This is a genomic window from Sphingomonas sp. PP-CE-3A-406 (genome assembly GCF_003688625.1).
GTDB lineage: Bacteria > Pseudomonadota > Alphaproteobacteria > Sphingomonadales > Sphingomonadaceae > Sphingomonas.
Genome location: NZ_RCWY01000003.1, coordinates 696,626 through 720,367, shown reverse-complemented (window position 1 = coordinate 720,367; position 23,742 = coordinate 696,626). Strand labels below are relative to the sequence as shown.

Sequence of the window (23,742 nt, the reverse complement as noted above, 5' to 3'; positions counted from 1 at the left end):
CCCAATTGGGCCCCGGCCTCCGCCGGGGTGGTGGTTCGTGGAGGCGACAGCTCGCCCCCTTACTGCTCCCCCGCCTTCGCGAGGGAACAGGAGTAACGCGCGGCCCCCGTAACAATTTATGTTGCACCGCCGCGTTGAAAGGTGAAACACCGCCGCCTGTATTCGGGGGCTTGAGGCATTGGACACGGCGACGCACACCGCGCCCCTTTTCGACGCGATGATCCATGCCGAGCGCTGGATCGCCGACTATTGCGCGCGCACCACTGGCGCCGACGTGCTCTGCAAGAATGCCGACCCGGCCTGGGCAGCGATGTTTGCCGAGCTGGCGATGGTCGCCTCGGACGACCTCGGCCATATCCGCGAGCGCGTCCAGCGGCATGCGGTCGACATCGGCACCGGCTTCCGCATCGCCGACGAACCCGATGAGCGCCCCTGGCCCGTCTCGCCCGTCCCGCTGCTGATCGAGGCCGGCGAATGGGCGGGCATCGAGCGCGGCGTGATCCAGCGCGCGACGTTGATGGAGACAGTGATCGCCGACCTCTACGGCGAGGGCAAACTGGTCGCGGACGGCCAAATCCCCGCCGCGCTTGTCACCGGCAGTCCGTTCTTCCTGCGACCGATGGTCGGGCTAGACCCGCCCGGCGGCCGGCATCTCGATTTCATCGCGATCGATCTCGGTCGCGGGCCGACCGGCGAATGGCGCGTGCTCGCCGATCACCTCCGCGCACCCGCCGGCGCTGGCTATGCGCTGGAGAACCGGATCGCCGTCAGCCGCACGCTCGGCGGATTGCAGGACCGGCTCAACGTCCAGCGACATGCGCCGTTCTTTGCAGCCTTCCGCGCCGGGATCGCGGCGATGTGCAAGCGGACCGACCCGCGGATCGGGCTGCTGACGCCCGGCCGGTTCAACCCGAGTTATCCCGAACAGGCGCATCTCGCGCGCTATCTCGGGCTGCTGCTGGTCGAGGGCGCCGATCTCGCCGCGCTCGAGGACAAGGTCTATGTCCGCACGATCGGTGGGCTCAAGCGGATCGATGCGCTGTGGCGGCGGCTCGACCCGCGGCTGCTCGATCCGCTGGCGTTCGACACGCATTCGCAGATCGGCGTGCCAGGGCTGATCGACGCCTACGCGGCGGGCAACGTCGTGCTGTCGAACGCGCCGGGCTCGGCCGTGCTGGAAGCGCCTGCGTTCTCGGCGTTCCTGCCGCAACTCGCGAAGTCGCTGCTTGGAGAGGAGCTGCTGCTCCCCAACATCGCGACGTGGTGGTGCGGGCAGGACGGCGCGCGCGCGCAGGTCGAAGCCAATTTCGACCGTCTGCTGATCGGTCCGGCGTTCCACGCGCGGCCTCTCGGCATGACCGGTGCACCGACCACAGGCGCCGACATCACCGGCGGAGACAGGGGGCGTCTGCTCGCCGACATGGCGAACCGGCCGCAGGATTATGTCGGGCAGGAGTTGGTCCAGCTCTCGACGATGCCGGTCGTGGTCGGCGATGCGCTGGTCCCCCGCCCCTTCACCCTGCGCGTCTTCGCGGCGCGTAACGGCGATGGCGAATGGACCGTCCTCCCCGGCGGGTTCGCGCGGATCGGCGAGCATCCCGACGCGCGGGCGGCCGTCATGGGCGAAGGCATCTGGTCCGCCGACGTCTGCATCTATGGTGCCGAGCCGGTCGCGCCCGTGTCGTTGCTGACCGCCGCGGACTCGCTCCAGGTGCGGCGCAATCCGGGGACGTTGCCGAGCCGGGTGGCGGACAATTTCTACTGGCTCGGGCGGTATCTGGAGCGCGGCGAAGCGCTGCTCGGCGCGATCCGCGTGATGCTCGGCAATTCGATCGACGTCGACGGGGGTGCAGTCTTGTCGCCGACTACGGTCGGCAAGCTGGTCGGGCTGATCGTCGGGGCGGGCAGCGCGCCGCACCCGCCGTCGCTCCGCCGCGCCGATCTGACCGCGCTCGCCCGGACCGCAATGGAGGACGAGCGCTGGCAGTCGATCCTGACGCTCAACCGCCACGCGCGTGAGATCGGCGAAGGCTCGCGCGATCGCTTGTCGGCGGACATGGTGCGGCTGCTCGAGGCGCCCTTCCCCACCCACCGTGGCATGCTGGAGCGGGCCGGCTCGCTGCAACGGCGCTATGCGGCGATCGCCGGGCTGTCGGCGGAGCATATGGGGCGGACGGCGGCGTGGCGCTTTCACGATCTCGGGCGGCGGATCGAGCGGGCGATGGCGATGGCGCGCGCGATCCGGTTGTTCGGGATGCCGGGCGCGTCGCCGGACGATCTGTCGGTGCTGCTCGACCTTGCCGACAGCCAGATCAGTTATCGCCAGCGCTATCCGACCGGGATCGCGCGGGTGCCGGTGATGGACCTGGTGGCGCTCGATCCGGGCAATCCGCGCAGTCTCGCCTTTTCGGCAGAGCGGATCGCGGCGCGGTTGGCGGAGTTGCCGGTACTGAGCGACGACGAGATGGCGGAGCCGCAACAGGCGCAAGCGACCGGGTTGCAGGCGATCGTGATGACCGCAACGGCGGCGGAGCTAGACGCGGAGACCTTGGGGGATATCGAGCGGCGGCTTGGCGCGGTGTCGGATGCGCTGGCGCGGCGGTATTTCCTGCAGGGTGCTGAGCCGTTGCGGACTAGCGGGCTGACGTTGGCGTGAGGGGCGTGACCGTGCAAATCCTCCCCGGTACGGGGAGGGGGACCATGCAGCGCATGGTGGAGGGGGCTCTCCACCAGCGCACCGTTCGTGGCGCCCCCCCTCCACCACCAGCAAGCTGGCGGTCCCCCTCCCCGTGCCGGGGAGGATTTGCATGATCTACGATATTCGCCACGTCACGACGTTCGATTACGGCGCGAGCGTCAAGTTCGCGCGGTGCAATCTGCGGTTGAAGCCGATCGACTGGCCGGGTCAGCGGCTGGATAGCTACGCGCTGTCGGTACATCCGGCTGGGCGTACCAGTCCGGCGCGCGCTGAAGCGGGGCTCGCCAATGTCACGCGGCTGGTGGTCGACAGTCCGGTCCGCCACCTGACGATCGAGAGCCGGTCGCGGATGACGGTGGATCGCCTCGTGCCCGTGCCCGACGCGAGCGATCCGACGCTGGGTGAAATCGCGGCGATGGCGCGGGCGAGCACCGACCTCTCCGCGGCGAGCCCGGCGAATTACATCTATCCCTCGCCGCTGATCCCGCTCGACCAGGCGATCGCGGACTATTGCGCGGTGGATCTCGATCCTTCCCGGGGCGCACTGGAAGCCGGGATCGCGCTTGCGCGCCGGATCCAGGTTGAGTTCGAATTCGATGCGGACGCGACGTTGGTCGATACGCCGCCGCACGAGGCGTTCTTCCAGCGCAAGGGCGTGTGCCAGGATTTCGCGCAGATCATGATCACGGGCCTGCGCGCGGCGGGGCTGCCCGCGGCGTATGCGTCGGGGTATATCCGGACGATCCCACCCGAGGGTCAGCCGCGGCTGGTCGGGGCGGATGCGACGCATGCGTGGGTCCTGCTGTGGTGCGGGCCGGTGCGCGGCTGGGTCGGGGTCGATCCGACCAACGGAATCTGGATGGCGAGCGATCACATCGTGATGGCGGTCGGGCGGGATTATGCCGAGATTGCGCCAGTGGACGGGGTGGTGCTCGGGTCAGGGGCGCAGAATATGGACGTCAGCGTCGATGTTGCGCCGTTGGACGAGACGGAGCCGCCGATCGCTAGGTAGCATGGACCACGTTCGTCATCCCCGCGGAGGCGGGGACCCATATAGGCAGACGTTCGCGCTTATCTCGCAGGCCTGCCAGTATGGGTTCCCGCCTGCGCGGGAATGACGGAACGCGCCTTACTTCTCGTCGTGCGGGTTCGGGTACGAGCCGCCGCCGCTTTCGCCGTCCTTCTCCTTCGCGCCATCGTCGTTCTTCGGCACGCCCTGCATCGGTTGTTTGGTCATGATCGTTCCTCTCGTGCAACCAAACACCCCGCGCGCAATTGCGTTGCGCTGCGCACCGCCCCACATAGACGCGCAAGTTAGAATGGGGACGTAAGTGGCCGATCCGTACAAGACTCTGGGTGTAGCGCGCGACGCGACCGAAGCCGACATCAAGAAGGCGTACCGCAAGCTCGCGAAAGAGCTTCATCCCGATCGCAACAAGGACAACCCGAAGGCGTCGGAGCGGTTCAGCACGGTCACCAACGCGTACGACCTGCTGAACGACAAGGACAAGCGCGCGCGGTTCGATCGCGGCGAGATCGACGGCGACGGCAATCCCGCGTCGCCGTTCGGGTTCGGCGGCGGCGGCGGCGGGCGACCCCAGCCCGGTGGCGGCTTCCGCAGCGAGGGCTATGAAAGCGGCGCCGGCGGGGCCGACATGAGCGACATCTTCGAAGGGCTGTTCGGTGGCGCGCAGCGTGGCGGTGGCGGCGGGTTCTCCGGCGGCTTCGGTCGTAGGCCGCAGCCCAAGGGCGAGAATGCCGCGTATCGCCTGCAGGTGCCTTTCGTCGAGGCGGCGACGCTGGAGCCGCAGCGCGTGACGCTCGCGGACGGCAAGACGCTCGATCTCAAGCTCCCCGCCGGGGTCGAGACCGGCACGCAGATGAAGCTGGCCGGCAAGGGCGAGCAGGGTCCGGGCGGCGCAGGCGATGCGATCCTGACGATCGAGGTCCAGCCGCACAAGTTCTTCACGCGCGACGGCGACGACGTCCGCCTCGACCTGCCGATCACGCTCGCCGAAGCGGTGCTGGGCGGCTCGGTCAAGGCTCCGACGGTCGACAAGCCGGTGATGCTGACCATCCCCAAGGGTACGACGTCGGGCAAGACGCTGCGCCTCAAGGGCAAGGGTTTCCACAAGAAGGGCGGCACGCGGGGCGATCAGTTGGTCACGCTGATGATCGACATTCCCGCGAGCGATGCGGCGCTTACCGCGTTCGTCGAAAGCTGGGATGGGCGCAACGCGGGGAACCCGCGGGGGGCCATGGGCGTCTGAACGCCTTGTGAATGATAATACCCTAACGCCCGAAGCGCGCGCGCATGATCATAGTGCGACGCGCGCCCGTCTCACTCGTGGCATGGCGAAGGTCAGGCCAGGCAGTTACGCGTTCGAGGTTTTCAAACGTGCAGCCGTCGGCGTGTTCAACGATGGCTTCATCCACGCGGGAAACCTCGCCTATCTCGCGTTGATGACGGTGTTTCCGTTCTTTATCGTTGCGGCGGCGATCCTGTCGATCTTCGGGCAGAGCGTCGAGACTTTGCGCGCGGTCGAGTCGTTCCTGAACGTCCTGCCGCCCAACGTCGGCGACCTGTTGCGCAAGCCGATCGCCGACGTGCTTGCCGCGCGGACCGGGTCGCTATTGTGGCTCGGCGCGCTGGTCGGACTGTGGACGGTCGGCAGCTTCGTCGAGACGATCCGCGATATCTTCCACCGCGCCTACGGGATCAAGGCGACCGCGCCGTTCTGGAAATCGCGGTTAGGGTCATCCGCCGTGATCATCCTGTCGGTGGTAATCGCGCTGCTGTCGTTCCTTGTCCAGGGTATCCTCACCGCCGCAGAGCAGTTCATCTACCGGCTCGTGCCGTTCGCGCAGGACGCAGCCGGCTGGGTCGGGCTCTCTCGCCTCATCCCCGGCCTGCTGATGTTCGGCGCGCTGTACCTGCTCTTCTATTCGGTGACGCCGTCGCGTTATCGCTATTCGAAATGCCGCAAATGGCCGGGCGCATTGTTCACCACTGCCTGGTGGGTCAGCGCGACCGCGTTGCTCCCGGTGATCCTGTCGCGGCTCGGCGGCTACGACCTCACCTATGGCAGCTTGGCGGGTGTCGTCATCATGCTGTTGTTTTTCTATGTCATCGGGCTCGGTCTCGTATTCGGTGCGCATCTGAACGCAGCACTGGCGGAACCACCCGAAACAACGCTAGAGCAGCCTGCTACGGATATGCAGGTATAGGCGGGGACGGCGTGAACGGTTTGATGGCGGGCAAGCGTGGGCTGATCATGGGCTTGGCGAACGACAAGTCGCTGGCCTGGGGGATTGCCAAGAAGCTGTCCGAAGCGGGCGCCGAGCTCGCGTTCAGCTACCAGGGCGAGACGATGGAGAAGCGCGTCCGCCCGCTCGCCGAGCAATTGGGCGTGGCGCGGCTGTTCGATTGCGACGTGTCGGACATGGGTGCGCTCGATGCGACCTTCGACAAGCTCGCCGAGGAATGGCCGACGATCGACTTCGTCGTCCACGCGATCGGCTTTTCGGACAAGAACGAGCTGCGCGGGCGGTTCGTCGATACCAGCCTCGACAATTTCCTGATGACGATGAACATCTCGGTCTATTCGTTCGTCGCGGTGGCGCAGCGTGCTGCGAAGATGATGACCGAGGGCGGCGCGATGCTGACGCTCAGTTACTATGGCGCCGAGAAGGTCATCCCGCATTACAACGTGATGGGGGTCGCGAAGGCGGCGCTGGAGACGAGCGTGCAGTATCTCGCGGTCGATCTGGGTCGCGACAATATCCGCGTGAATGCGATCTCGGCGGGGCCGATCAAGACGTTGGCGGCTAGCGGCATCGGCGATTTCCGCCTGATCCTGAAGTGGAACGAGCTGAACTCGCCGCTCAAGCGCAACGTGACGATCGACGATGTCGGCGGTGCTGGGCTATACCTGCTGAGCGACCTGGCTTCGGGCGTCACGGGCGAAACGCACCATGTAGACGCCGGCTACAATGTGATCGGCATGAAAGCCGAAGACGCCCCCGATATCGCCTTGGCTTGATGCCCACCGTCCTCCGGCTACATGGCCTGCGGTTCATGATCTTCCTCGACGATCACGCACCGGCTAATGTCCACGTATTTGGAGACGGCGAAGCGAAGATCGAGATCGGAGGCGACGGGCGGTCTCCGCGCATGATATATGCGGAAGGACTGAGCGGAGCGATGCAGCGGCGCGCGTTAACCGCCGTCGCTCGGAACCAGACAATGCTGCTGATGAAATGGGTCGAAATCCATGACCGAGCTGACTGACGAAGACATCCTGGCTGCGAACGAACGCGGTCGCATCGCCATGGCGACCAAGCCCCGGGCGAAGAGCGCGCGCTACGATCGCGACCAAGATCGTATCGTGGTCGATCTGGTGAATGGATCGACGTTCGCGTTTCCGCCGCAGCTGTTGCAGGGCTTCGATCGCGCGACCCCGGACCAGATCGCGGAAGTCGAAATTCTGGGTGTCGGATTTGGTCTGCATTGGGAGTCGCTCGACGCGGACTTTACCGTAGCCGGACTGATGGCCGGCCGCTTCGGCACGGCGCGCTATATGGCAGAGCGGTTCGGCTCCGCCTGGGACGCGGTCGCAGCGGAATGAGCTTCAATACGTTTGGACGGCTGTTCCGCTTCACCACCTGGGGCGAGTCGCATGGGCCTGCGCTGGGGGCGATCGTCGACGGGTGCCCACCTGGCATTCCGCTGACCGAAGCCGACATCCAGCCTTGGCTCGACAAGCGCCGTCCCGGCACCTCGCGCTTCACGACGCAGCGGCGCGAGCCGGATACGGTGCGCATTCTTTCGGGCGTATTCGAGGGGCGCACGACGGGCACGCCGATCAGCCTGATGATTGAGAATGTCGACCAGCGATCGAAGGACTATTCGGACGTCGCCAAGGCGTATCGCCCAGGCCACGCCGACTATGCCTATGACGCAAAATACGGATTCCGCGATTTCCGCGGTGGTGGCCGCTCGTCGGCGCGCGAGACCGCCGCACGCGTCGCGGCCGGTGCGGTCGCGCGGCTCGTCGTGCCGCAAGTCCGCGTTCGCGCCTGGGTCGAGGCGATCGGTGGCGATGCGATCGATCCGGCCAACTTCGACGACGCGCAGATCGACCAGAACCCGTTCTTCTGCCCCGACGCCGAGGCCGCACTCCGCTGGGAGGGGCTGGTCGACGCGGCGCGGAAATCAGGCTCGTCGCTAGGCGCGGTGATCGCGTGCGAGGCGGCCGGTGTGCCGGCCGGATGGGGCGCGCCGCTCTATGCCAAGCTCGATTCCGAACTCGCCTCCGCCTGCATGAGCATAAATGCGGTCAAGGGCATCGAGATCGGCGACGGGTTCGCCGCTGCCGCACTGTCGGGCGAGGCGAATGCCGACCCGATGCGGCCGGGCGTCGATGGCCCGGAGTTCCTCGCCAACCATGCGGGTGGGATCGCCGGCGGGATCGCGACCGGCCAGCCGATTCGGCTCCGCGTGGCGTTCAAGCCGACCAGCTCGATCCTCACCCCGGTCGAGACGATCAGCCCGACCGGCGAAGCCGCGACGATCGCCACCAAGGGCCGGCACGACCCCTGCGTCGGCATCCGCGGGGTCCCGGTGGTCGAGGCGATGGTCGCGCTCGTGCTGGCCGATCAGGCGCTGCTGCATCGGGGCCAGTGTGGCTGACGACGGAACATAAGCAGGACTTAAGCGCTTGCTCTTCAATAACATAGGAGAGCGAAATGCGTATTTTGACTTCGATCGCAGCGGCAGCGTTGATCATTCCGGGCGTGGCACTGGCACAGACGAGCACCGGCGGCTCGATGGGCGGCACCACGGGTGGCACGATGAGCGGCGGCACCATGGGCGGTTCGACCGCAGGCAGCACGACCGGCGGCATGTCGACCGGTACGATGGATCAGGCGAGCCCCTCGACCAGCACCCAATCGACCACGACGACGCGCACCCAGCGTGGCACGAAGGCGCGTAGCCGTACACACGGCACGACGTCGGGCACGATGAGCGGCACTGGTACGACGGGCAGCACGATGTCGGGCACGACCGGCAGCACGATGGGCGCCGACACGATGGGTGGTACGACGGGCACCACCGGCACGATGGGTGGCACGACCACCGGCACGATGGGTTCGACCACGGGCGGGACGACCGGCACGACCACCCCGCGCTGATCTGACCTCGTTGAAGTAAATGAAAAGCCGGGCGAGCGATCGCCCGGCTTTTTCGTGCCAGCTCAGTCCGAGAATGGATCGCGGACGAGGATCGTGTCGGCACGCTGCGGGCTGGTCGACACCAACGTCACCGGACAGCGGATCAACTCCTCGATCCGGCGGATATACTTGATCGCCTGCCCCGGAAGGTCGGCCCAGCTGCGTGCACCCGCAGTCGTTTCCTGCCAGCCTTCCATCGTCTCGTAGATCGGCTCCACCAGCGCCTGGTCCGCCGCGTGCGCCGGGAAATAATCGAGCGTCTCGCCGCGCAACTTGTAGCCGGTGCAGATCGACACGGTCTCGAACCCGTCGAGCACGTCGATCTTGGTCAGCGCGATCCCCGTGATACCACCCACCGCCGCCGCCTGGCGCACCAGCACTGCATCGAACCAGCCGCAACGGCGCTTCCGCCCGGTGACGGTGCCGAACTCGTGCCCGCGTACGCCGAGCCGCTCGCCGGTCTCGTTCTCGAGCTCGGTCGGGAACGGCCCCGAGCCGACGCGCGTCGTGTACGCCTTGGCGATCCCGAGCACGAAACCGACCGCCGATGGCCCCAGGCCCGAACCACCAGCCGCTGCGCCCGCGATCGTGTTCGACGAGGTGACGAACGGATAGGTGCCGTGATCGACGTCGAGCAGCACGCCCTGCGCGCCCTCGAACAGGATGCGCTTGCCGGCCGAACGCGCGGCATTGAGGTCGCGCCATACAGGCTTGGCGAACGGCAGCACGAAGCCAGCGATCTCGCGCAGTTCCGCGATCAGGCGGGCGCGATCGATCGGCGGCTCGCCGAAGCCTGCGCGCAGAGCATCGTGATGCGCGGTGAGGCGATCGAGCTGCGGCCCGAGATCATCGAGGTGCGCGAGGTCGCAGACGCGGATCGCACGGCGACCGACCTTGTCCTCATACGCAGGCCCGATGCCGCGGCGGGTCGTGCCGATCTTGCCGGCGCCGCTGGCGTCTTCACGCAGACCGTCGAGATCGCGGTGGAACGGCAGGATCAGCGCGCAGGTGTCGGCGATCCGCAGCGTCTCCGGTGTCGCGACAACGCCCTGCGCGCCCAACCGCGCGATCTCGTCCTTCAGCGCCCAGGGATCGAGCACCACGCCGTTGCCGATGAACGACGGCGTGCCGCGGACGATACCCGACGGCAGCAGCGACAACTTATAGACGTTATCGCCGACGACCAGCGTGTGGCCGGCATTGTGGCCGCCCTGGAACCGCACGACCATGTCGGCACGCTCGGCGAGCCAGTCGACGATCTTGCCCTTGCCTTCGTCGCCCCATTGCGCGCCGATGACTGCTACGTTGGCCAAACTCTATCTCCTGAGATTACGCGCAGCGCCTACAGCGCGCGGGGCTCGCCTGCTACCCATAGATGCGTGCAGACTTGTGCTTCGGGGGTGTCGCCGGCGTCGAGAGCGGCGACGGTGACCCAGCCTTGCGCGCGCATCGCTGCGCCTTCGCCGGCAGCGGTACCGAACGGGAGGAAGAGGCGGCGGCGATCGACGGTGGCGACACGCTCGACCAAGGCGTCGGCGAACAGCGAGAAGCCGGTAGCAGCTTCCTCGGCGCCGGTTTCGTGAACAATGGTGTAGGTGCCACCGCGACCGACTTCGCGCGCACTACCGTCGGCGAAGAGCGAGAAGCCGAGCCAGGTCTGGTATTCGAAGCCATGACGCTCGGTCGGGTCGAGCGTCAGCGCGACGCGGCCGTCGAGTGCTTCGGCGATGCGCGCGAGGCCGTCGAGGCGCGAAGCGAGAGCGCCGGTGGTGTCGAACGCCCGGAGGCGGTCCATTGCCTGGTCAAACGGGCCGGCGGCTTCGATCAGGGAGAGGTAGGCGGGCGCGAGTGCGGCGACGGCGCCGGCGTCCTTGGCGTCGAGGCGATCGCGCAGGGTGGCGATCTGCTCAGGTGCGACGGGAAGCGGGCCGGCGGCGAGCGTCGGCACTAGGTCGGGCAGCGTGAAGTCGATCGACGCACCGGTAACGTCGGCGGCGGCGATCATGTCGACTGCTACTGCGACGAGCTCCTGCGCAGCGGCGACTGAGTCGAGCCCGATCAACTCACAGCCGATCTGCCGGGTCTCACGGGCGGGCGCGAGCTGCGACGCGCGTAGTTTCAGCACGGAGCCAGCATAGCTCAGCCGGACCGGCCGAGGGTGATGCCCCATCCGCGTGGCGGCGATCCGCGCGACCTGTGCGGTGATGTCGGGGCGGATCGCAAGGGTGCGTTGCGACACCGGATCGACGAAGCGCACCGCGTCGTGAAGGCCACCGGCTTTGAGGCGCATCTCAAGCCCATCGGCAAATTCGGCGAGCGGCGGATCGACGCGCTCGTAGCCGTGGAGACGAGCAGCTTCGAGTACGCGGGCTTCCAGCGCCGCGGCCGAATCGGCGAACGGGGGGAGGCGATCTCGGAAACCTTCGGGGAGGAGTGCGGTCACTTCGCAGACTCCGCTGTGAGGGCTGCCGATATAACGTGCCAGACCCCGTCCATCCCGGACATGATGTCGGCGTTGCTGAACCGTATCACGCGATATCCCTGTCTTTGGAGCCAATCCGTTCGGCTTGCGTCGCGCGCTTGGTCACTATGCGTATCGCCGTCAACCTCGATGACGAGTTTCGCGTCGCGGGCGCAGTAGTCGGCGATGTACGGGCCGATAACGAACTGGCGGGTGAATTTGGTGTTCGAGATTTGGCGATCACGGAGATGGCGCCAGAGCTTAGCCTCCGCAGGAGTTGGCTCCCGCCGCATCCGCTTGGCGCGATCGAGAAGTAGGTCGTCGACCTTCACTGCTCCCTCTCCCCTCCGGGGAGAGGGTCGGGGTGAGGGGCGCCGCAAACGATGCCCTTCCCAACTGCCCCTCACCCAACCCTCTCCCCGGAGGGGAGAGGGCTTAAGCAAGAAGCCTAGCAGGCTTAGAAGTTGAGGCCCATTGCGGTCTTTACGCCGGGGAGCGCGCGGACCTTCGTCAGCAGGTCCGGCGTCACCGCTTCGTCGACCGACAGCAGCAACACCGCCTCGCCACCAGCCGAACGACGACCAAGATGGAACGTCCCGATGTTCACCCCAGCCTCGCCAAGCGCAGTCCCCAGACGACCGATGAACCCCGGCGCATCCTCGTTGACGACGTACAGCATCGGCCCCGCCAGATCGGCTTCGATCTTGATCCCGAGCAGCTCGACCAACCGCGGCGCCGAATCGCCGAACAGCGTGCCGGCCACAGACCGCTCACCATCCTCGGTCTTCACCGCGACGCGCAGCAGCGTGTGGTAATCCGCCTCACGCTCGGTACGCACTTCGCGAACTTCGAGACCACGCTCGCGCGCCAGGACTGGCGCGTTGACCATGTTGACGGTCGCGGTCTGCGTCTGGAGATAGCCGGCAAGCACCGCGCTCACGATCGGCTTCGCGTTCAGATCGGCCGCCGCGCCTTCGGTATGGACCGAAATCCGCGACACCGCGCCGGTCGTCAACTGCCCGACCAGCGACCCGAGCTTCTCAGCCAGCGCCATATACGGCTTCAGCTTCGGCGCTTCCTCGGCCGACAGCGACGGCATGTTGAGCGCATTCGTGACGCCGCCCGACATCAGGAAATCGGCCATCTGCTCGGCGACCTGAATCGCGACATTGACCTGCGCCTCGGTCGTCGACGCGCCGAGATGCGGCGTGCTGACGAAGTTCGGCGTGTTGAACAGCGGCGACGCCTTGGCGGGCTCCTCGACGAACACGTCGAGCGCGGCGCCGCCGACCTGCCCCGAATCGAGCGCCGCCTTCAGCGCGACCTCGTCGATCAGGCCACCGCGCGCGCAGTTGATGATGCGGACACCCTTCTTGGTCTTGGCGAGCGCCTCGGCCGAGAGGATGTTGCGCGTCTGGTCGGTCAGCGGCGTGTGCAGCGTGATGAAGTCGGCGCGCGCGAGCAGTTCGTCGAGCGTGACCTTCTCGACGCCGATCTCGATCGCGCGCTCGGGCGTCAGGAACGGATCGAACGCGACGACCTTCATCTTGAGGCCGCGCGCGCGGTCGGCGACGATCGAACCGATATTGCCCGCGCCGATCAGGCCAAGCGTCTTCGACGTCAACTCGACGCCCATGAAGCGGTTCTTCTCCCACTTGCCGGCCTGGGTCGAGGCGTCGGCCTCGGGCAGTTGCCGGGCGAGCGCGAACATCAGCGCGATCGCGTGCTCGGCGGTGGTGATCGAGTTGCCGAACGGCGTGTTCATCACGACCACGCCCTTTGCCGACGCGGCGGGGATGTCGACGTTGTCGACGCCGATGCCCGCGCGGCCGACGACCTTCAGGTTGGTCGCGTGCTCGAGGATTTCCTTGGTGACCTTGGTCGAGCTGCGGATCGCGAGGCCGTCATACTCGCCGATGATCGCGATCAGCTCGGCGGGCGTCTTGCCGGTGATCTCGTCGACCTCGACGCCGCGCTCGCGGAAGATCTGGGCAGCGCGGGGATCCATTTTGTCGGAAATAAGGACTTTTGGCATGGGATTGCTCCTGGGAATTCGGTGAATTGGGGTGCCGCCTTCCGTTCCGATCCTGCCCCCTCCCCGTCATCCCGGCGGAAGCCGGGACCCACGGTTGCGGTCCGCATCATGAGCGGGCGCTCCGTGTCCATGGGTCCCGGCGTGCGCCGGGATGACGGAATGGGGGTGGTTGTTGGAAGGAAGACGTAAAAGACGCGGTAGCTGGTTAGGCCGCCTTGGCGGTCGCGTAGGCCCAGTCGAGCCAGGGGCCGAGCGCCTCGATATCGGCGGTATCGACGGTCGCGCCGCACCAGATACGAAGCCCCGGAGGCGCATCGCGGTAACCCGCCACGTCATACGCCGCGCCAGCCTTTTCGAGCGCCGAGGCCATCGCCTTGATCAACGCCTCGTCCGCACCCTCGACCGTGAGGCACACGCTGGTCTTCGACCGCGTCGCCGGATCGACCGCAAGATGCCCCAGCCAGTCGCGCTCCGCCACGATCGTGTCCAAGGCCGCCGCATTCGCATCCGACCGCTTGATCAGGCCGTCCTCGCCGAGCGACTTCGCCCATTCGAGGCTGAAGATCGCGTCCTCGACCGCCAGCATCGACGGCGTGTTGATCGTCTCGCCCTTGAACACACCCTCGGTGAGCTTGCCCTTCGAGACGAGGCGGAACACCTTCGGTAACGGCCATGCCGGCGTGTAAGTCTCCAGCCGCTCGACCGCACGCGGCCCGAGGATCAGCACGCCGTGCGCGCCCTCCCCGCCGAGCACCTTCTGCCACGAGAAGGTCGCCACATCGATCTTCGTCCAGTCGATATCGTACGCAAACACGCCCGAGGTCGCATCGGCGAACGAGAGACCCTCGCGGTCGTCCGGGATCCAGTCCGCGTTCGGCACACGAACGCCGCTGGTGGTGCCGTTCCAGGTGAACAGCACGTCGTTCGACCAGTCGACCGCGTCCAGATCGGGCAGCTGGCCGTAATCGGCGCGCACTACCGTGGGGTCGATCTTGAGCTGCTTGACCGCATCGGTGACCCAGCCCTCGCCGAAGCTTTCCCACGCCAGCGCGGTGACGGGCTTGGCGCCCAGCATCGTCCACATCGCCATCTCGTACGCGCCGGTGTCGGAGCCGGGGACGATGCCGATGCGGTGCGTATCGGGGAGCTTCAACAGTTCGCGCATCAGCTCGATGCTGTACTGGAGGCGGGTCTTGCCGATCTTCGAGCGATGCGAGCGACCAAGCGATGCGGTGGCGAGCTTGTCCGCGGACCAACCCGGAGGTTTCGCGCAGGGACCGGAGCTGAAAAAGGGACGTGCCGGCTTCGTAGCGGGCAGCGCAGGCGCATCTGTAGCGGGTGCGTAGGTCGTATCAGTCATGTATCTCTCCTCACAGAGAGCACGCGCGGCGTTGGGACCGCGTGGCCCGCCGCCGGCCCTAACGGCGTTCGCGGGGGTGTCAACCTTCCCTTTCTCCGTTCGCCCTGAGCGAAGTCGAAGGGTACCCTCCCACACTACCGGATGCTTCGACTTCGCTCAGCACGAACGGAGAAAGGGTGACAAGTAGGGCCAAGGCAGAGATTATACGGGCATGTATCGCGTATTTTACCCCCTTCTCGTCATCCTCACGCTTGCCGCGTGCGGACGTGCCGATCGCCCCACCGCGCCGACCAAGACCCGCCCCAACCTCTCCGTCCCGAGCAACCGCGAGACCGCGCAGTGCCTCGCCGACCTGCGCGAGTTGCACGTCTCGTTCCAAGTCCTGCCCGACCGCGAAACGGGGCCCGGTTGCGGGCTGAACGGCACGGTGAAGCTGGTCGATATCGGCGTACCCGTCGCCAATCTCACCGCGGTCCGCTGCGGCGCGGCACGCGCGTTCATCGGCTGGACGCGCAATGCGGTCGCGCCGGCCGCGTACCAGATGCTCGGCAGCGAACTCGCGCGGGTCGACAGCATGGGGAGTTACGCCTGCCGCAACGTCGTCGGCTCCACGCGCGGTCCTGTCCGCCGCTCGGGCCACGCGATCGCCAACGCGATCGATATCGGCGGGTTCGTGCTGAAGGACGGGCGACGGATCACCGTGCTCAACGACTGGAACTCGTCCGATCCGCAGGTCCGCCAGTTCCTCCAGACGATCCGCGCGTCGGCGTGCAAGCGGTTCGGGACGGTGCTCAGCCCCGACTACAACGCCGCGCACCGCAACCACCTCCATCTCGAAGACGATCACGCCAATTTCTGCCGCTAGCGCACCGCTCTAGCCCTCCCCGCGCGTTTCCTCTAATCGCGCCTGAATGACCGATACACGAGTACCATCGCGCGTTTTTCCGAACGCCAGCCAGGATGCCGAGTCCGCTCGCGACTCCGTTTCCACCCCCCAGACGCAGCACCCGCATTACCGGCTCGCCTTCCAGGACATGGATTTCCTGTTGCGCGAAGACCTTCGGCCGGTGCGGTTCCAGCTCGAACTACTGAAGACCGAACTCGTCCTCGACGAGGCCAAGATCGGCTCGACGTTCGTGTTCTACGGCTCCGCGCGCATTCCCGAGCCGTCGAAGGCGCAGGCGCTGCTGACGCTCGCGACCGACGAGAAATCGAAGAAGATCGCCGAGCGGCTGGTAGAGAAGTCGAAATATTACGACGTCGCGCGTGAGCTGGCCGCCAAGGTCAGCGTGCTGCCGCGCGACGAGCGTGGCTGGCGGCAGTTCGTGGTGTGCTCGGGCGGCGGTCCGTCGATCATGGAAGCCGCCAACCGCGGGGCTGACGACGTCGGCGCCGAGTCGATCGGGCTGAACATCGTCCTGCCGCACGAGCAGGCGCCGAACCCGTACGTCACGCCGTCGCTGTCGGTGCAGTTCCACTATTTCGCGCTGCGCAAGATGCACTTCCTGCTGCATGCGCGGGCGCTGGCGGCGTTTCCGGGTGGGTTCGGGACGTTCGACGAACTGTTCGAGCTGCTGACGCTGATCCAGACGGGCAAGATCCAGCCAATCCCCGTGCTGCTGTTCGGGCGTCAGTTCTGGGAGCGGGTCGTGAACTTCGACGCGCTGGTCGAGGAAGGCGTCGTCAGCGAGAAGGACCTGGGGATCTTCCGCTACGTCGAGACCGCGGACGAGGCCTGGGACGCGGTGCAGTCGTTCTATCGCGAGCGGGCGGAGAAGGAAGCGGCTGAGGGCTGAGCCATCCGGAGAGGGGAACCCTTCTGCTCCCTCTCCCCCTTCCGGGGAGAGGGCTGGGGTGAGGGGCTGTTCCAGGCGCCGCACTGCTTGGCAGCCCCTCACCCCGACCCTCTCCCCGGAGGGGAGAGGGAGTAGGAAGATTACTTCTCCGAGCGGGCGCCCTTGCGAGCTGCTTCCGGATCCACCGATGGCGCACCCGACGCGGGCGTTCCGGTGTTGGCGATGTCCGCAGTCGGCGCGCCCTTGGTAGCCGCCGCTTCCGCCGCATTCGCCGTCGCCGGCTGATCCTTAGCCGCCGCACCCTTAGCCGCCGGAGCAGCGCCAGCCGCAGGCGCCGCTGGCAACGGCAGGTTCGAACCCTGCTGGTTGAGATACAGGATCACGTTCGCCCGGTCCTGCGCATTGCCGAGCCCCGCAAAGGTCATCTTCGTCCCCGGAGCGAACTTGCGCGGCGACGTCAGCCACGCGTTCAGCTTGTCGAAGTCCCACTTGCCGCCGATCCCGGCCAGCGCCGACGAGAACGCGTACCCGGCCTTGCCCTTGGCGATCTCCTCGCCGACCGTGCCGTACAGGTTCGGGCCGACACCATTCGCGCCGCCCTGGTTGATGGTGTGGCAGGCGGCGCACTTCTTGAACACTTCGGCGCCCTTGGCGGCGTCGGCGGTCGGCAGCAGCGAGGCGATCGGCACGTCGGCGGCGGCACCCTCGCCGCCCTCGGCGACGACACCCTCGATCGCATAGCCCATCTTCTCGGGGCGCTCGCCGTGGAACATCATCCCGCCGACGATCGACAACCCGAGCGCCGCACCACAGCCTGCGAGCACCCAGCCGGCGATCGTATTGGTCCGATTGTCCATCTTGTGCATCCGCCCTGTTCTGTTTGGGATAGCCATAGAAAACGCAGGCGCGCACCGCAAGCCGCGCTTGTATGGCGGACGGCGGCCCTTTACGCGGCCAGCGCATGGAAAACTTCGCCGCACCCGCCCGCCCGATCGTCGCGCGGATGACCGACGCCGCCGCCGCCGACCCTGCGCGCGCGGTCGCGTTCCAGGGAGCGCCGGGCGCGAACAGCCATGTCGCCGCGGTCGAGGCGTTCCCCGACGGCCTCCCCCTGCCCTGCTTCGATTTCTCCGACGCGATCGATGCGGTGAAGGACGGCCGTGCCGATTGTGCGATCATCCCGATCGAGAATTCGCTCCACGGCCGCGTGGCGGACATCCATTTCCTGCTCCCCGAATCGGGGCTGGTGATCACCGGCGAGCATTTCCTGCCGATCCGCCATGCGCTGATGGGCGCAGGGCCGCGCGACGGTATCCGTCAGGCGATGAGCCACCCGCAGGCGCTCGGGCAGTGCCGGCACTGGCTGAAGGCGCACGAGATCGAGCCGGTGAGCTATCCCGACACCGCGGGGGCCGCCGCCAAGGTCGCCGAGCTTGGAGATCCGGCAATCGCCGCGCTCGCGCCCCCTGCTGCGGCCGGACTGTACGGGTTGGAGTTGCTCGCGACCGACATTGCCGATGCGGACCACAACACGACTCGGTTCGTGGTCCTCGCGCGGGGTGGCAAGCCGCCCGCGGCGCAGGAGCCGGTCGGCGGCGAATGGATGACGACGCTGATCTTCGAGGTGCGGAACGTCCCCGCCGCGCTCTACAAGGCGGTCGGCGGGTTCGCGACCAACGGGGTGAATATCACCAAGCTGGAGAGCTACCAGCGCAACGGCAGCTTCTCCGCGACGGAATTCTATGCGGACGTGGTGGGGAAGCCGGGCGACGCGAACCTCGACCATGCGCTGGAGGAACTGGGGTTCCACTCGAAGTGGCTGCGCGTGCTGGGGACGTATCGCCAGGCAAGATCGCGGGGGTAGCCTGCCGCTTCCGCAACCGGTCGTCATTCCCGCGAAGGCGGGAACCCATACTGGCAGGCTTTGCGGCGTGATCGCGACCGTTTGAGGATATGGGTCCCCGCCTCCGCGGGGATGACTTAGGTGAGCGCAAACGTAGTTGACGCCGGCTTAATTCGCCGCGGGCAACCTTAACCGCACCAGCAACCCACCGAGATCTTCGCTCTCCTCGAGCGCAACCGTCCCCTCGTAGATCTCCGCCACGTCGCGCACGATCGCCAACCCAAGCCCCGTCCCCGGCTTCCCCGTATCCAGCCGCACGCCGCGATCAAAGATACGCACCCGCTCCTCTTCAGGAATGCCGACGCCGTCGTCCTCGACCAGGAACTCGACAAACCCCGCCTGCGCGCCGACCGTCACGAACACGCTGCCGCCACCATATTTGGCCGCGTTCTCGATCAGATTGCCGAGCATCTCATCGAGATCCTGCCGCTCGACATGGACCTGCAACCCGCGCGGCCCGGTCACGTCGATCCGCACATGCCGATACAGTCGCCCGACCGCACGCTCAACCGATTCGAGGCTCGGCCATACCTCCGCACGGCTGTGCGCGGACCCGCGTCGCCCGACAGCGCGCGCGCGCGCGAGGTGGTGATCGACCTGGCGCCGCATCGTCCGCGCCTCGCGGATGACCGTGTCGGCGAGGTCGTCGGACTGCGCGGTGGCGGCGTTCATGATGACCGTCAGCGGCGTCTTCAGCGCATGCGCCAAGTTGCCGGCGTGGCGCCGCGCCTCCTCCGCCTGGCGTTCGTTATGCTCGATCAGCGCGTTCAGTTCCTCGACCATCGGCGCGACCTCGACCGGCATCGCCCTCGACACGCGGTTCGCCTGCCCCGCACGCATCCGCGCGATCTCCTCGCGCACCCGCCGCAACGGCCAGAGACCGTAGAACGTCTGCAGCGCCGCCAGTACGATCAACCCCAGCCCGAGCAAGGCGAAGCTGCGGACGAGCGTACGCCGCAAAGTGGTGATCTGCGCGTTGAGCCCGTCGCGGCTCTGCGCGACCTGGAACCGCCAATGCACCTTCGAGCCGGGGATGACCGCGTCGCGCTCGACGATCCGCAGCTGCTCGTCGGGGAATTGCGAGCTGTCGTAGAAATGCGCGTTGCGGTCGTCATGCGTCCCGCCGAACGCCAGATGCCGGTCCCACAGCGACCGCGACGGAAAATCCTCGTGCCCCTTGCCCGACACCTGCCAGTACAGACCCGAATAGGGCTCGACGAAACGCTGATCGGCGGCGGCGTCGCGGGTGAAGATCACTTCGCCGTCGGGGCCGATCTCGGACGAGTTGAGCAGCGAGCGCAGGACATATTCGAGCTGGTCGTCGAAATTGCGCGTCACCGCCGCCGACAGCACCCTATCGAGCGCGAACCCGCCGCCGCTGAGCAGCACGCCGATCCATACCGCCGCGATCAGGATCATCCGCCGCGACAGCGACCCCTTCACGGCCGCCGGCACGCGGATCGGCGTGTCGGTCTTGAGTGGGTCTGTCGGCGGCGCGGTATCCATCGTCAGCTGATCAGGCAGCCGGGTCTTCGAGGCTGTAGCCGAGGCCGCGGATCGTCGTAATCACGTCCTGGCCGAGCTTCTTGCGGATGCGCGTCACGAACACCTCGATCGTGTTCGAATCGCGATCGAAATCCTGGTCGTAAATATGTTCGATCAGCTCGGTCCGGCTGACGACCTTGCCCTTGTGGTGGAGCAGATAGCTGAGCAGCTTGTATTCCTGCGCGGTCAGCTTGACCGGCTCGCCGGCGCGCGTGACCTTGCCGCTGCGCGTGTCGAGGCGGATATCGCCCGCGGTCAGCTCGGACGAGGCATTGCCCGACGCACGGCGGATCAGCGCCCGCAGACGCGCGATCAGTTCCTCGCTCTGGAACGGTTTCGCCACATAGTCGTCGGCACCAGCATCGAGACCGGCGACCTTGTCCGACCAGCTATCGCGCGCGGTCAGCACGAGCACGGGCATCGTCTTGCCCTCCTTTCGCCAGCGATCGAGCACCGTCAGCCCGTCGATCTCCGGCAGCCCGAGATCGAGCACGACCGCGTCGTAATTCTCGGTCGAGCCGAGGAAATGCCCTTCCTCGCCATCGACCGCGAGGTCGATCGCATAGCCGGCCCCCTCAAGGGTGTTCTTCAGTTGCTGGCCGAGATTCGGCTCGTCCTCGACGATCAGAACGCGCATGATAGTCCTCTCGATTAAGGGGTCAGCGACCGGTGCGGCCGACGATCTGGCCGCTCCGGCCATCGACGTCGACCCAGATGACGGTTCCATCGCGCAGGAATTTCAGCGTGTAAATGGCGCTGCCTGAATCATAGTCGGAACCGAGATACTGCGCGCCCTTCATCGTCGGGATCACGCGTCCCTCAATTTCCCGCAGCGACAGCCCGCCGGTCTTGCGCGCCTGGAACGCGGACATCTGGTCGCTACGGCGTTGATCCGCGCCCGCCATCATCGGTGCCGCGGCCATCAGGAACGGCGCCGAGGCCAGGGTCGCAAGGAGGAGCAACATCTTCATGGCCGTGGCATAGCGGCCCGGCATTGAACAGCCAGTGAATGGCCCCGCGCAAGGTACTGACGCAGGTTAGCATAACGGTGTAACTTGCCTGCATCACCCGTCGCCCCTACGTGGCGCGAACATGGCAGCACCAATCTTAGCATTCGAAGGCCTCGGGCTCGTCCAGGGCTCGGGATGGCTCTTTCGCAATCTCGACATCCATATCGGACCGCGCGACCGGCTCGCGCTGATCGGCCGCAACGGCGCCGGCAAGACGACCTTGCTCAAACTGCTCGGCGGCAGCGTCCAGGCGGACGAGGGCCGCAGGACGATCGTCCCCGGCACCCGCGTCGTCATCCTCGAGCAGGAGCCCGACCTGCGCGGCTTCGCGACGCTGCGCGATTACGTGATGGCGGGCGACGATGCGCCGGTGAACTACGAGGCGGATTCGATCGCGGATCAGCTCGGCATCGACCTGTCGCGCGAGGCCGCTTCGGCGTCCGGCGGCGAGCGGCGCCGCGCGGCGATCGTCCGGGCGCTGTCGCAGGACCCCGACGTGCTGTTGCTCGACGAGCCGACCAACCATCTCGACATCGGCGCGATCGAATGGATCGAGGACTGGCTCAAGCGCTTCCGCGGTGCGTTCGTCGTGATCAGCCATGACCGCACCTTCCTCACCCGCCTCACCAAGCAGACGCTGTGGCTCGATCGCGGCGCGATCCGGCGTGCCGAGATCGGCTTCGGCGGGTTCGAGGCGTGGACCGAGCAGGTCTATGCCGAGGAGCAGCGCCAGGCCGAGAAGCTCGATGCGCGTCTCAAGCTGGAGGAGCATTGGCTGCTCCGCGGTGTGACCGGCCGGCGCAAGCGCAACCAGGGTCGGCTGACCAAGCTGCACGAGATGCGCGCCGAACGCGCCTCGATGATCGGGCCGCAGGGCTCGGCGAACCTCACCACCGCGAGCGACGACACGAAGTCGAAGGTCGTGATCGACGCGAAGAACGTCACCAAGGTCTACGGCGACCGCACGATCATCGGCGACTTGACGTTGAGGGTGACTCGCGGCGACCGCATCGGCATCGTCGGTCGCAACGGCGCCGGCAAGTCGACCTTGCTCAAGCTGCTCACCGGCGAGATCCAGCCCGACAGCGGCTCGATCAAGTTGGCCCAGACTTTGGACGCGGTCGTGATCGACCAGCAACGCAGCCTGATGGCGCCCGAGAAGACGGTCCGCGAAGTCGTCGTCGATGGCGGCGAGTGGATCGACGTGCTCGGCGTTCGGAAGCACATCCACGGGTATCTGAAGGACTTCCTGTTCGACCCGAACATGGTCGACGCGAAGATCGGCTCGCTGTCAGGTGGCGAGCGCTCGCGGCTTTTGCTGGCGCGCGAGTTCGCCAAGCCGTCGAACCTGCTCGTGCTCGACGAGCCGACCAACGATCTCGATCTCGAGACGCTCGACCTGCTGCAGGAGGTGATCGGCGATTACGACGGCACCGTGCTGATCGTCAGCCATGACCGTGACTTCCTCGACCGGACCGTGACGATCACACTCGGCCTCGATGGTTCGGGCACGGTCGACGTCGTCGCGGGCGGCTACGAGGATTGGGAAAAGCGTCGCGTGTCGACGACCACCGGCAAGCGCGCGTCGAAGAAGGTTGCGGCCACCGCCCCGGCCGTTTCGGCACCGCGCGCGAAACTGACGTACAAGGACCAGCGCGACTATGAGCTGCTGCCCAAGCGAATCGAGGAACTCGACGCGCAGATGGCGGCCGATGCGGTCAAGCTCGCCAAGCCCGATCTCTACATGCGCGACAATGCGACGTTCGCGAAGCTGACCAAGGCGATCGAAGTGGCGCGCGCCGAGAAGGAGGCCGCCGAATTGCGCTGGCTCGAACTGGCGGAACAGGTCGAGGGCAGCAGCTAGGTCAAAGGCTGCGGCCGGCCTGTCCCGCCAGGTCGACGACGAACTGCCACGCGACGCGGCCCGACCGGCTGCCGCGGCGCGTGGCCCAGCCGATCGCGTCCGCGGGTTCGAACGTCAGGTCGTGCGCCGCCGCATAACCGGCCACGATCGCCAGATACCCCTCCTGGTCGAGCGCGTGGAAGCCGAGGCTCAGCCCGAAGCGATCCGACAACGCCAGATGATCGTCCGCCGAGTCGCGCGGGTTGATCGCGCTCTCCTGTTCGGCGATGTCGCGAGGGGCGAGATGCCGGCGGTTCGCGGTTACGAGCAGGCGGACGTTGTGCGGCCGCGGCTCGCTGCCCCCTTCGAGCATCGAGCGCAGCGCGCGCGCCTCGGCCGGTACGTCGAAACCGAGATCGTCGACGAACACCGCAAAGGCGCGGTCCACCCCGGCAAGCGCGGCGAACAACATCGGCAGGCCAGTCAGGTCGGAGACTTCGACGAGCGCGAGATCGCCCGACTCAGCCTGAATCGCCGCGACCGCGCTTTTGACCAGCGCCGACTTGCCGGTCCCGCGCGCGCCCCACAGCAGCACGTCCTGCGCGGCAAATCCGCTGGCGAGACGGCGAAGGTTGCCGAGCAAGGCGGCCTTCTGGCGGTCGATCCCGACCAGCCTGTCGAGCGGCAGCGGCGCGAAGCCAAGCACGGGGACCAGGGCGCCGCCCCGCCAGACATAGGCGGCGTTCGCGCGCGGATCGGCAACGGGCGGCGGGGGTGGCGAGAGGCGCTCCAACGCGGCGGCGATACGGTCCAGCGGGTCGATCATGTGCCGCTATTGGCCGCGCGAAACGTTGGAG

The 23,742-nt window shown here is 66.9% G+C and carries 23 protein-coding genes; 13 read left to right on the top strand and 10 right to left on the bottom strand.

The genetic code is table 11. The features are described 5' to 3' along the window. Positions 1 to 217: 217 nt before the first annotated feature. From C8J44_RS15245 to C8J44_RS15205, 9 genes are all read left to right on the top strand, one after another. Entirely contained in the window at positions 218 to 2,656 is a 2,439-nt protein-coding gene (locus C8J44_RS15245) for a circularly permuted type 2 ATP-grasp protein (protein WP_121905492.1), read from the top strand. A gap of 151 nt (positions 2,657 to 2,807) precedes the next feature. Beyond that, a complete protein-coding gene (locus tag C8J44_RS15240; RefSeq protein ID WP_056055002.1) occupies positions 2,808 to 3,710 on the top strand; it encodes a transglutaminase family protein in 903 nt (300 codons plus the stop codon). A 319-nt stretch (positions 3,711 to 4,029) separates the two neighbouring features. After that, on the top strand, positions 4,030 to 4,968 hold the full coding sequence (locus tag C8J44_RS15235; RefSeq protein ID WP_082471017.1) for a DnaJ C-terminal domain-containing protein: 939 nt from the start codon (positions 4,030 to 4,032) through the stop codon (positions 4,966 to 4,968). An 82-nt stretch (positions 4,969 to 5,050) separates the two neighbouring features. After that, complete coding sequence (locus tag C8J44_RS15230) at positions 5,051 to 5,926, top strand: YihY/virulence factor BrkB family protein (protein WP_231420838.1); 876 nt, start codon at positions 5,051 to 5,053, stop codon at positions 5,924 to 5,926. Positions 5,927 to 5,937: 11 nt separating this feature from the next. Further along, positions 5,938 to 6,741: an enoyl-ACP reductase FabI gene (fabI, locus tag C8J44_RS15225; RefSeq protein ID WP_107964572.1), complete on the top strand. Its 804-nt coding sequence runs from the start codon at positions 5,938 to 5,940 to the stop codon at positions 6,739 to 6,741. Beyond that, a complete protein-coding gene (locus tag C8J44_RS15220) occupies positions 6,741 to 6,989 on the top strand; it encodes a DUF4160 domain-containing protein (protein WP_121905172.1) in 249 nt (82 codons plus the stop codon). Before fabI ends, C8J44_RS15220 begins: the two co-directional genes overlap by 1 nt. Further along, complete coding sequence (locus C8J44_RS15215) at positions 6,973 to 7,326, top strand: DUF2442 domain-containing protein (RefSeq protein ID WP_121905171.1); 354 nt, start codon at positions 6,973 to 6,975, stop codon at positions 7,324 to 7,326. Before C8J44_RS15220 ends, C8J44_RS15215 begins: the two co-directional genes overlap by 17 nt. Further along, positions 7,323 to 8,390, top strand: a complete 1,068-nt coding sequence (gene aroC, locus C8J44_RS15210; protein WP_121905170.1) for a chorismate synthase — start codon at positions 7,323 to 7,325, stop codon at positions 8,388 to 8,390. Before C8J44_RS15215 ends, aroC begins: the two co-directional genes overlap by 4 nt. Positions 8,391 to 8,446: 56 nt before the next feature. Then, on the top strand, positions 8,447 to 8,893 hold the full coding sequence (locus C8J44_RS15205) for a hypothetical protein (protein ID WP_121905169.1): 447 nt from the start codon (positions 8,447 to 8,449) through the stop codon (positions 8,891 to 8,893). Between the two features lie 62 nt (positions 8,894 to 8,955). On the opposite strand, the gene C8J44_RS15200 is transcribed toward C8J44_RS15205, so the two are convergent. The 5 genes from C8J44_RS15200 to C8J44_RS15180 form a co-directional block, all read right to left on the bottom strand. Next, positions 8,956 to 10,245: an adenylosuccinate synthase gene (locus C8J44_RS15200; RefSeq protein ID WP_121905168.1), complete on the bottom strand. Its 1,290-nt coding sequence runs from the start codon at positions 10,243 to 10,245 to the stop codon at positions 8,956 to 8,958. A 29-nt stretch (positions 10,246 to 10,274) separates the two neighbouring features. Further along, the gene (locus C8J44_RS15195) at positions 10,275 to 11,375 is read right to left on the bottom strand and encodes an ATP phosphoribosyltransferase regulatory subunit (RefSeq protein ID WP_056054984.1); all 1,101 of its coding nucleotides are present in this window, start codon (positions 11,373 to 11,375) and stop codon (positions 10,275 to 10,277) included. Next, positions 11,372 to 11,725, bottom strand: a complete 354-nt coding sequence (locus tag C8J44_RS15190) for an endonuclease domain-containing protein (RefSeq protein ID WP_259466890.1) — start codon at positions 11,723 to 11,725, stop codon at positions 11,372 to 11,374. Before C8J44_RS15190 ends, C8J44_RS15195 begins: the two co-directional genes overlap by 4 nt. Positions 11,726 to 11,850: 125 nt before the next feature. Beyond that, the gene (serA, locus tag C8J44_RS15185; protein ID WP_056061130.1) at positions 11,851 to 13,428 is read right to left on the bottom strand and encodes a phosphoglycerate dehydrogenase; all 1,578 of its coding nucleotides are present in this window, start codon (positions 13,426 to 13,428) and stop codon (positions 11,851 to 11,853) included. Positions 13,429 to 13,633: 205 nt separating this feature from the next. Further along, positions 13,634 to 14,788, bottom strand: coding sequence for a phosphoserine transaminase (locus C8J44_RS15180; protein ID WP_121905166.1), 1,155 nt, complete (start codon positions 14,786 to 14,788; stop codon positions 13,634 to 13,636). A 211-nt stretch (positions 14,789 to 14,999) separates the two neighbouring features. Here C8J44_RS15180 and C8J44_RS15175 point away from each other — a divergent pair, with 211 nt between their 5' ends. Both C8J44_RS15175 and C8J44_RS15170 read left to right on the top strand, forming a co-directional pair. Next, positions 15,000 to 15,653 carry an extensin family protein gene (locus C8J44_RS15175; RefSeq protein ID WP_183128801.1) on the top strand — a complete coding sequence of 218 codons (654 nt, stop codon included), beginning with the start codon at positions 15,000 to 15,002 and terminating at the stop codon, positions 15,651 to 15,653. Positions 15,654 to 15,699: 46 nt separating this feature from the next. After that, entirely contained in the window at positions 15,700 to 16,584 is an 885-nt protein-coding gene (locus tag C8J44_RS15170; RefSeq protein WP_121905165.1) for a TIGR00730 family Rossman fold protein, read from the top strand. A 140-nt stretch (positions 16,585 to 16,724) separates the two neighbouring features. Here C8J44_RS15170 and C8J44_RS15165 read toward each other — a convergent pair whose 3' ends face one another. Beyond that, positions 16,725 to 17,441, bottom strand: a complete 717-nt coding sequence (locus C8J44_RS15165) for a cytochrome c family protein (RefSeq protein ID WP_121905490.1) — start codon at positions 17,439 to 17,441, stop codon at positions 16,725 to 16,727. 104 nt (positions 17,442 to 17,545) lie between these two features. On the opposite strand from C8J44_RS15165, the gene C8J44_RS15160 reads away from it, so the two are divergent. Beyond that, positions 17,546 to 18,448 carry a prephenate dehydratase gene (locus C8J44_RS15160; protein WP_121905164.1) on the top strand — a complete coding sequence of 301 codons (903 nt, stop codon included), beginning with the start codon at positions 17,546 to 17,548 and terminating at the stop codon, positions 18,446 to 18,448. Between the two features lie 147 nt (positions 18,449 to 18,595). Here C8J44_RS15160 and C8J44_RS15155 read toward each other — a convergent pair whose 3' ends face one another. The 3 genes from C8J44_RS15155 to C8J44_RS15145 all read right to left on the bottom strand — a co-directional run bounded on the left by C8J44_RS15155 (position 18,596) and on the right by C8J44_RS15145 (position 21,003). Next, the gene (locus tag C8J44_RS15155) at positions 18,596 to 19,906 is read right to left on the bottom strand and encodes a HAMP domain-containing sensor histidine kinase (protein ID WP_056055981.1); all 1,311 of its coding nucleotides are present in this window, start codon (positions 19,904 to 19,906) and stop codon (positions 18,596 to 18,598) included. A 97-nt stretch (positions 19,907 to 20,003) separates the two neighbouring features. Next, positions 20,004 to 20,669: a response regulator transcription factor gene (locus C8J44_RS15150; RefSeq protein ID WP_056054968.1), complete on the bottom strand. Its 666-nt coding sequence runs from the start codon at positions 20,667 to 20,669 to the stop codon at positions 20,004 to 20,006. A 22-nt stretch (positions 20,670 to 20,691) separates the two neighbouring features. Further along, the gene (locus tag C8J44_RS15145; protein ID WP_121905489.1) at positions 20,692 to 21,003 is read right to left on the bottom strand and encodes a hypothetical protein; all 312 of its coding nucleotides are present in this window, start codon (positions 21,001 to 21,003) and stop codon (positions 20,692 to 20,694) included. 121 nt (positions 21,004 to 21,124) lie between these two features. Between C8J44_RS15145 and C8J44_RS15140 the strand changes: the two genes are divergently transcribed. Next, on the top strand, positions 21,125 to 22,906 hold the full coding sequence (locus C8J44_RS15140) for an ABC-F family ATP-binding cassette domain-containing protein (RefSeq protein ID WP_121905163.1): 1,782 nt from the start codon (positions 21,125 to 21,127) through the stop codon (positions 22,904 to 22,906). Position 22,907: 1 nt separating this feature from the next. On the opposite strand, the gene C8J44_RS15135 is transcribed toward C8J44_RS15140, so the two are convergent. Further along, positions 22,908 to 23,711: an ATP-binding protein gene (locus C8J44_RS15135; protein ID WP_121905162.1), complete on the bottom strand. Its 804-nt coding sequence runs from the start codon at positions 23,709 to 23,711 to the stop codon at positions 22,908 to 22,910. Positions 23,712 to 23,742 lie beyond the last annotated feature (31 nt).

What these genes read in the sequence shown, in the direction of transcription:
- C8J44_RS15140 (WP_121905163.1), top strand. Translation starts at nt 21,125, where the DNA reads ATGGCAGCACCAATCTTAGCATTCGAAGGCCTCGGGCTCGTCCAGGGC.
- C8J44_RS15245 (WP_121905492.1), top strand. Translation starts at nt 218, where the DNA reads ATGATCCATGCCGAGCGCTGGATCGCCGACTATTGCGCGCGCACCACT.
- C8J44_RS15150 (WP_056054968.1), bottom strand. Translation starts at nt 20,669, where the DNA reads ATGCGCGTTCTGATCGTCGAGGACGAGCCGAATCTCGGCCAGCAACTG.
- C8J44_RS15135 (WP_121905162.1), bottom strand. Translation starts at nt 23,711, where the DNA reads ATGATCGACCCGCTGGACCGTATCGCCGCCGCGTTGGAGCGCCTCTCG.
- C8J44_RS15205 (WP_121905169.1), top strand. Translation starts at nt 8,447, where the DNA reads ATGCGTATTTTGACTTCGATCGCAGCGGCAGCGTTGATCATTCCGGGC.
- C8J44_RS15240 (WP_056055002.1), top strand. Translation starts at nt 2,808, where the DNA reads ATGATCTACGATATTCGCCACGTCACGACGTTCGATTACGGCGCGAGC.
- aroC (WP_121905170.1), top strand. Translation starts at nt 7,323, where the DNA reads ATGAGCTTCAATACGTTTGGACGGCTGTTCCGCTTCACCACCTGGGGC.
- C8J44_RS15170 (WP_121905165.1), top strand. Translation starts at nt 15,700, where the DNA reads ATGACCGATACACGAGTACCATCGCGCGTTTTTCCGAACGCCAGCCAG.
- serA (WP_056061130.1), bottom strand. Translation starts at nt 13,428, where the DNA reads ATGCCAAAAGTCCTTATTTCCGACAAAATGGATCCCCGCGCTGCCCAG.
- C8J44_RS15230 (WP_231420838.1), top strand. Translation starts at nt 5,051, where the DNA reads ATGGCGAAGGTCAGGCCAGGCAGTTACGCGTTCGAGGTTTTCAAACGT.
- C8J44_RS15155 (WP_056055981.1), bottom strand. Translation starts at nt 19,906, where the DNA reads ATGATCCTGATCGCGGCGGTATGGATCGGCGTGCTGCTCAGCGGCGGC.
- C8J44_RS15165 (WP_121905490.1), bottom strand. Translation starts at nt 17,441, where the DNA reads ATGGACAATCGGACCAATACGATCGCCGGCTGGGTGCTCGCAGGCTGT.
- C8J44_RS15145 (WP_121905489.1), bottom strand. Translation starts at nt 21,003, where the DNA reads ATGAAGATGTTGCTCCTCCTTGCGACCCTGGCCTCGGCGCCGTTCCTG.
- C8J44_RS15160 (WP_121905164.1), top strand. Translation starts at nt 17,546, where the DNA reads ATGGAAAACTTCGCCGCACCCGCCCGCCCGATCGTCGCGCGGATGACC.
- C8J44_RS15215 (WP_121905171.1), top strand. Translation starts at nt 6,973, where the DNA reads ATGACCGAGCTGACTGACGAAGACATCCTGGCTGCGAACGAACGCGGT.
- C8J44_RS15175 (WP_183128801.1), top strand. Translation starts at nt 15,000, where the DNA reads ATGTATCGCGTATTTTACCCCCTTCTCGTCATCCTCACGCTTGCCGCG.
- C8J44_RS15220 (WP_121905172.1), top strand. Translation starts at nt 6,741, where the DNA reads ATGCCCACCGTCCTCCGGCTACATGGCCTGCGGTTCATGATCTTCCTC.
- C8J44_RS15180 (WP_121905166.1), bottom strand. Translation starts at nt 14,788, where the DNA reads ATGACTGATACGACCTACGCACCCGCTACAGATGCGCCTGCGCTGCCC.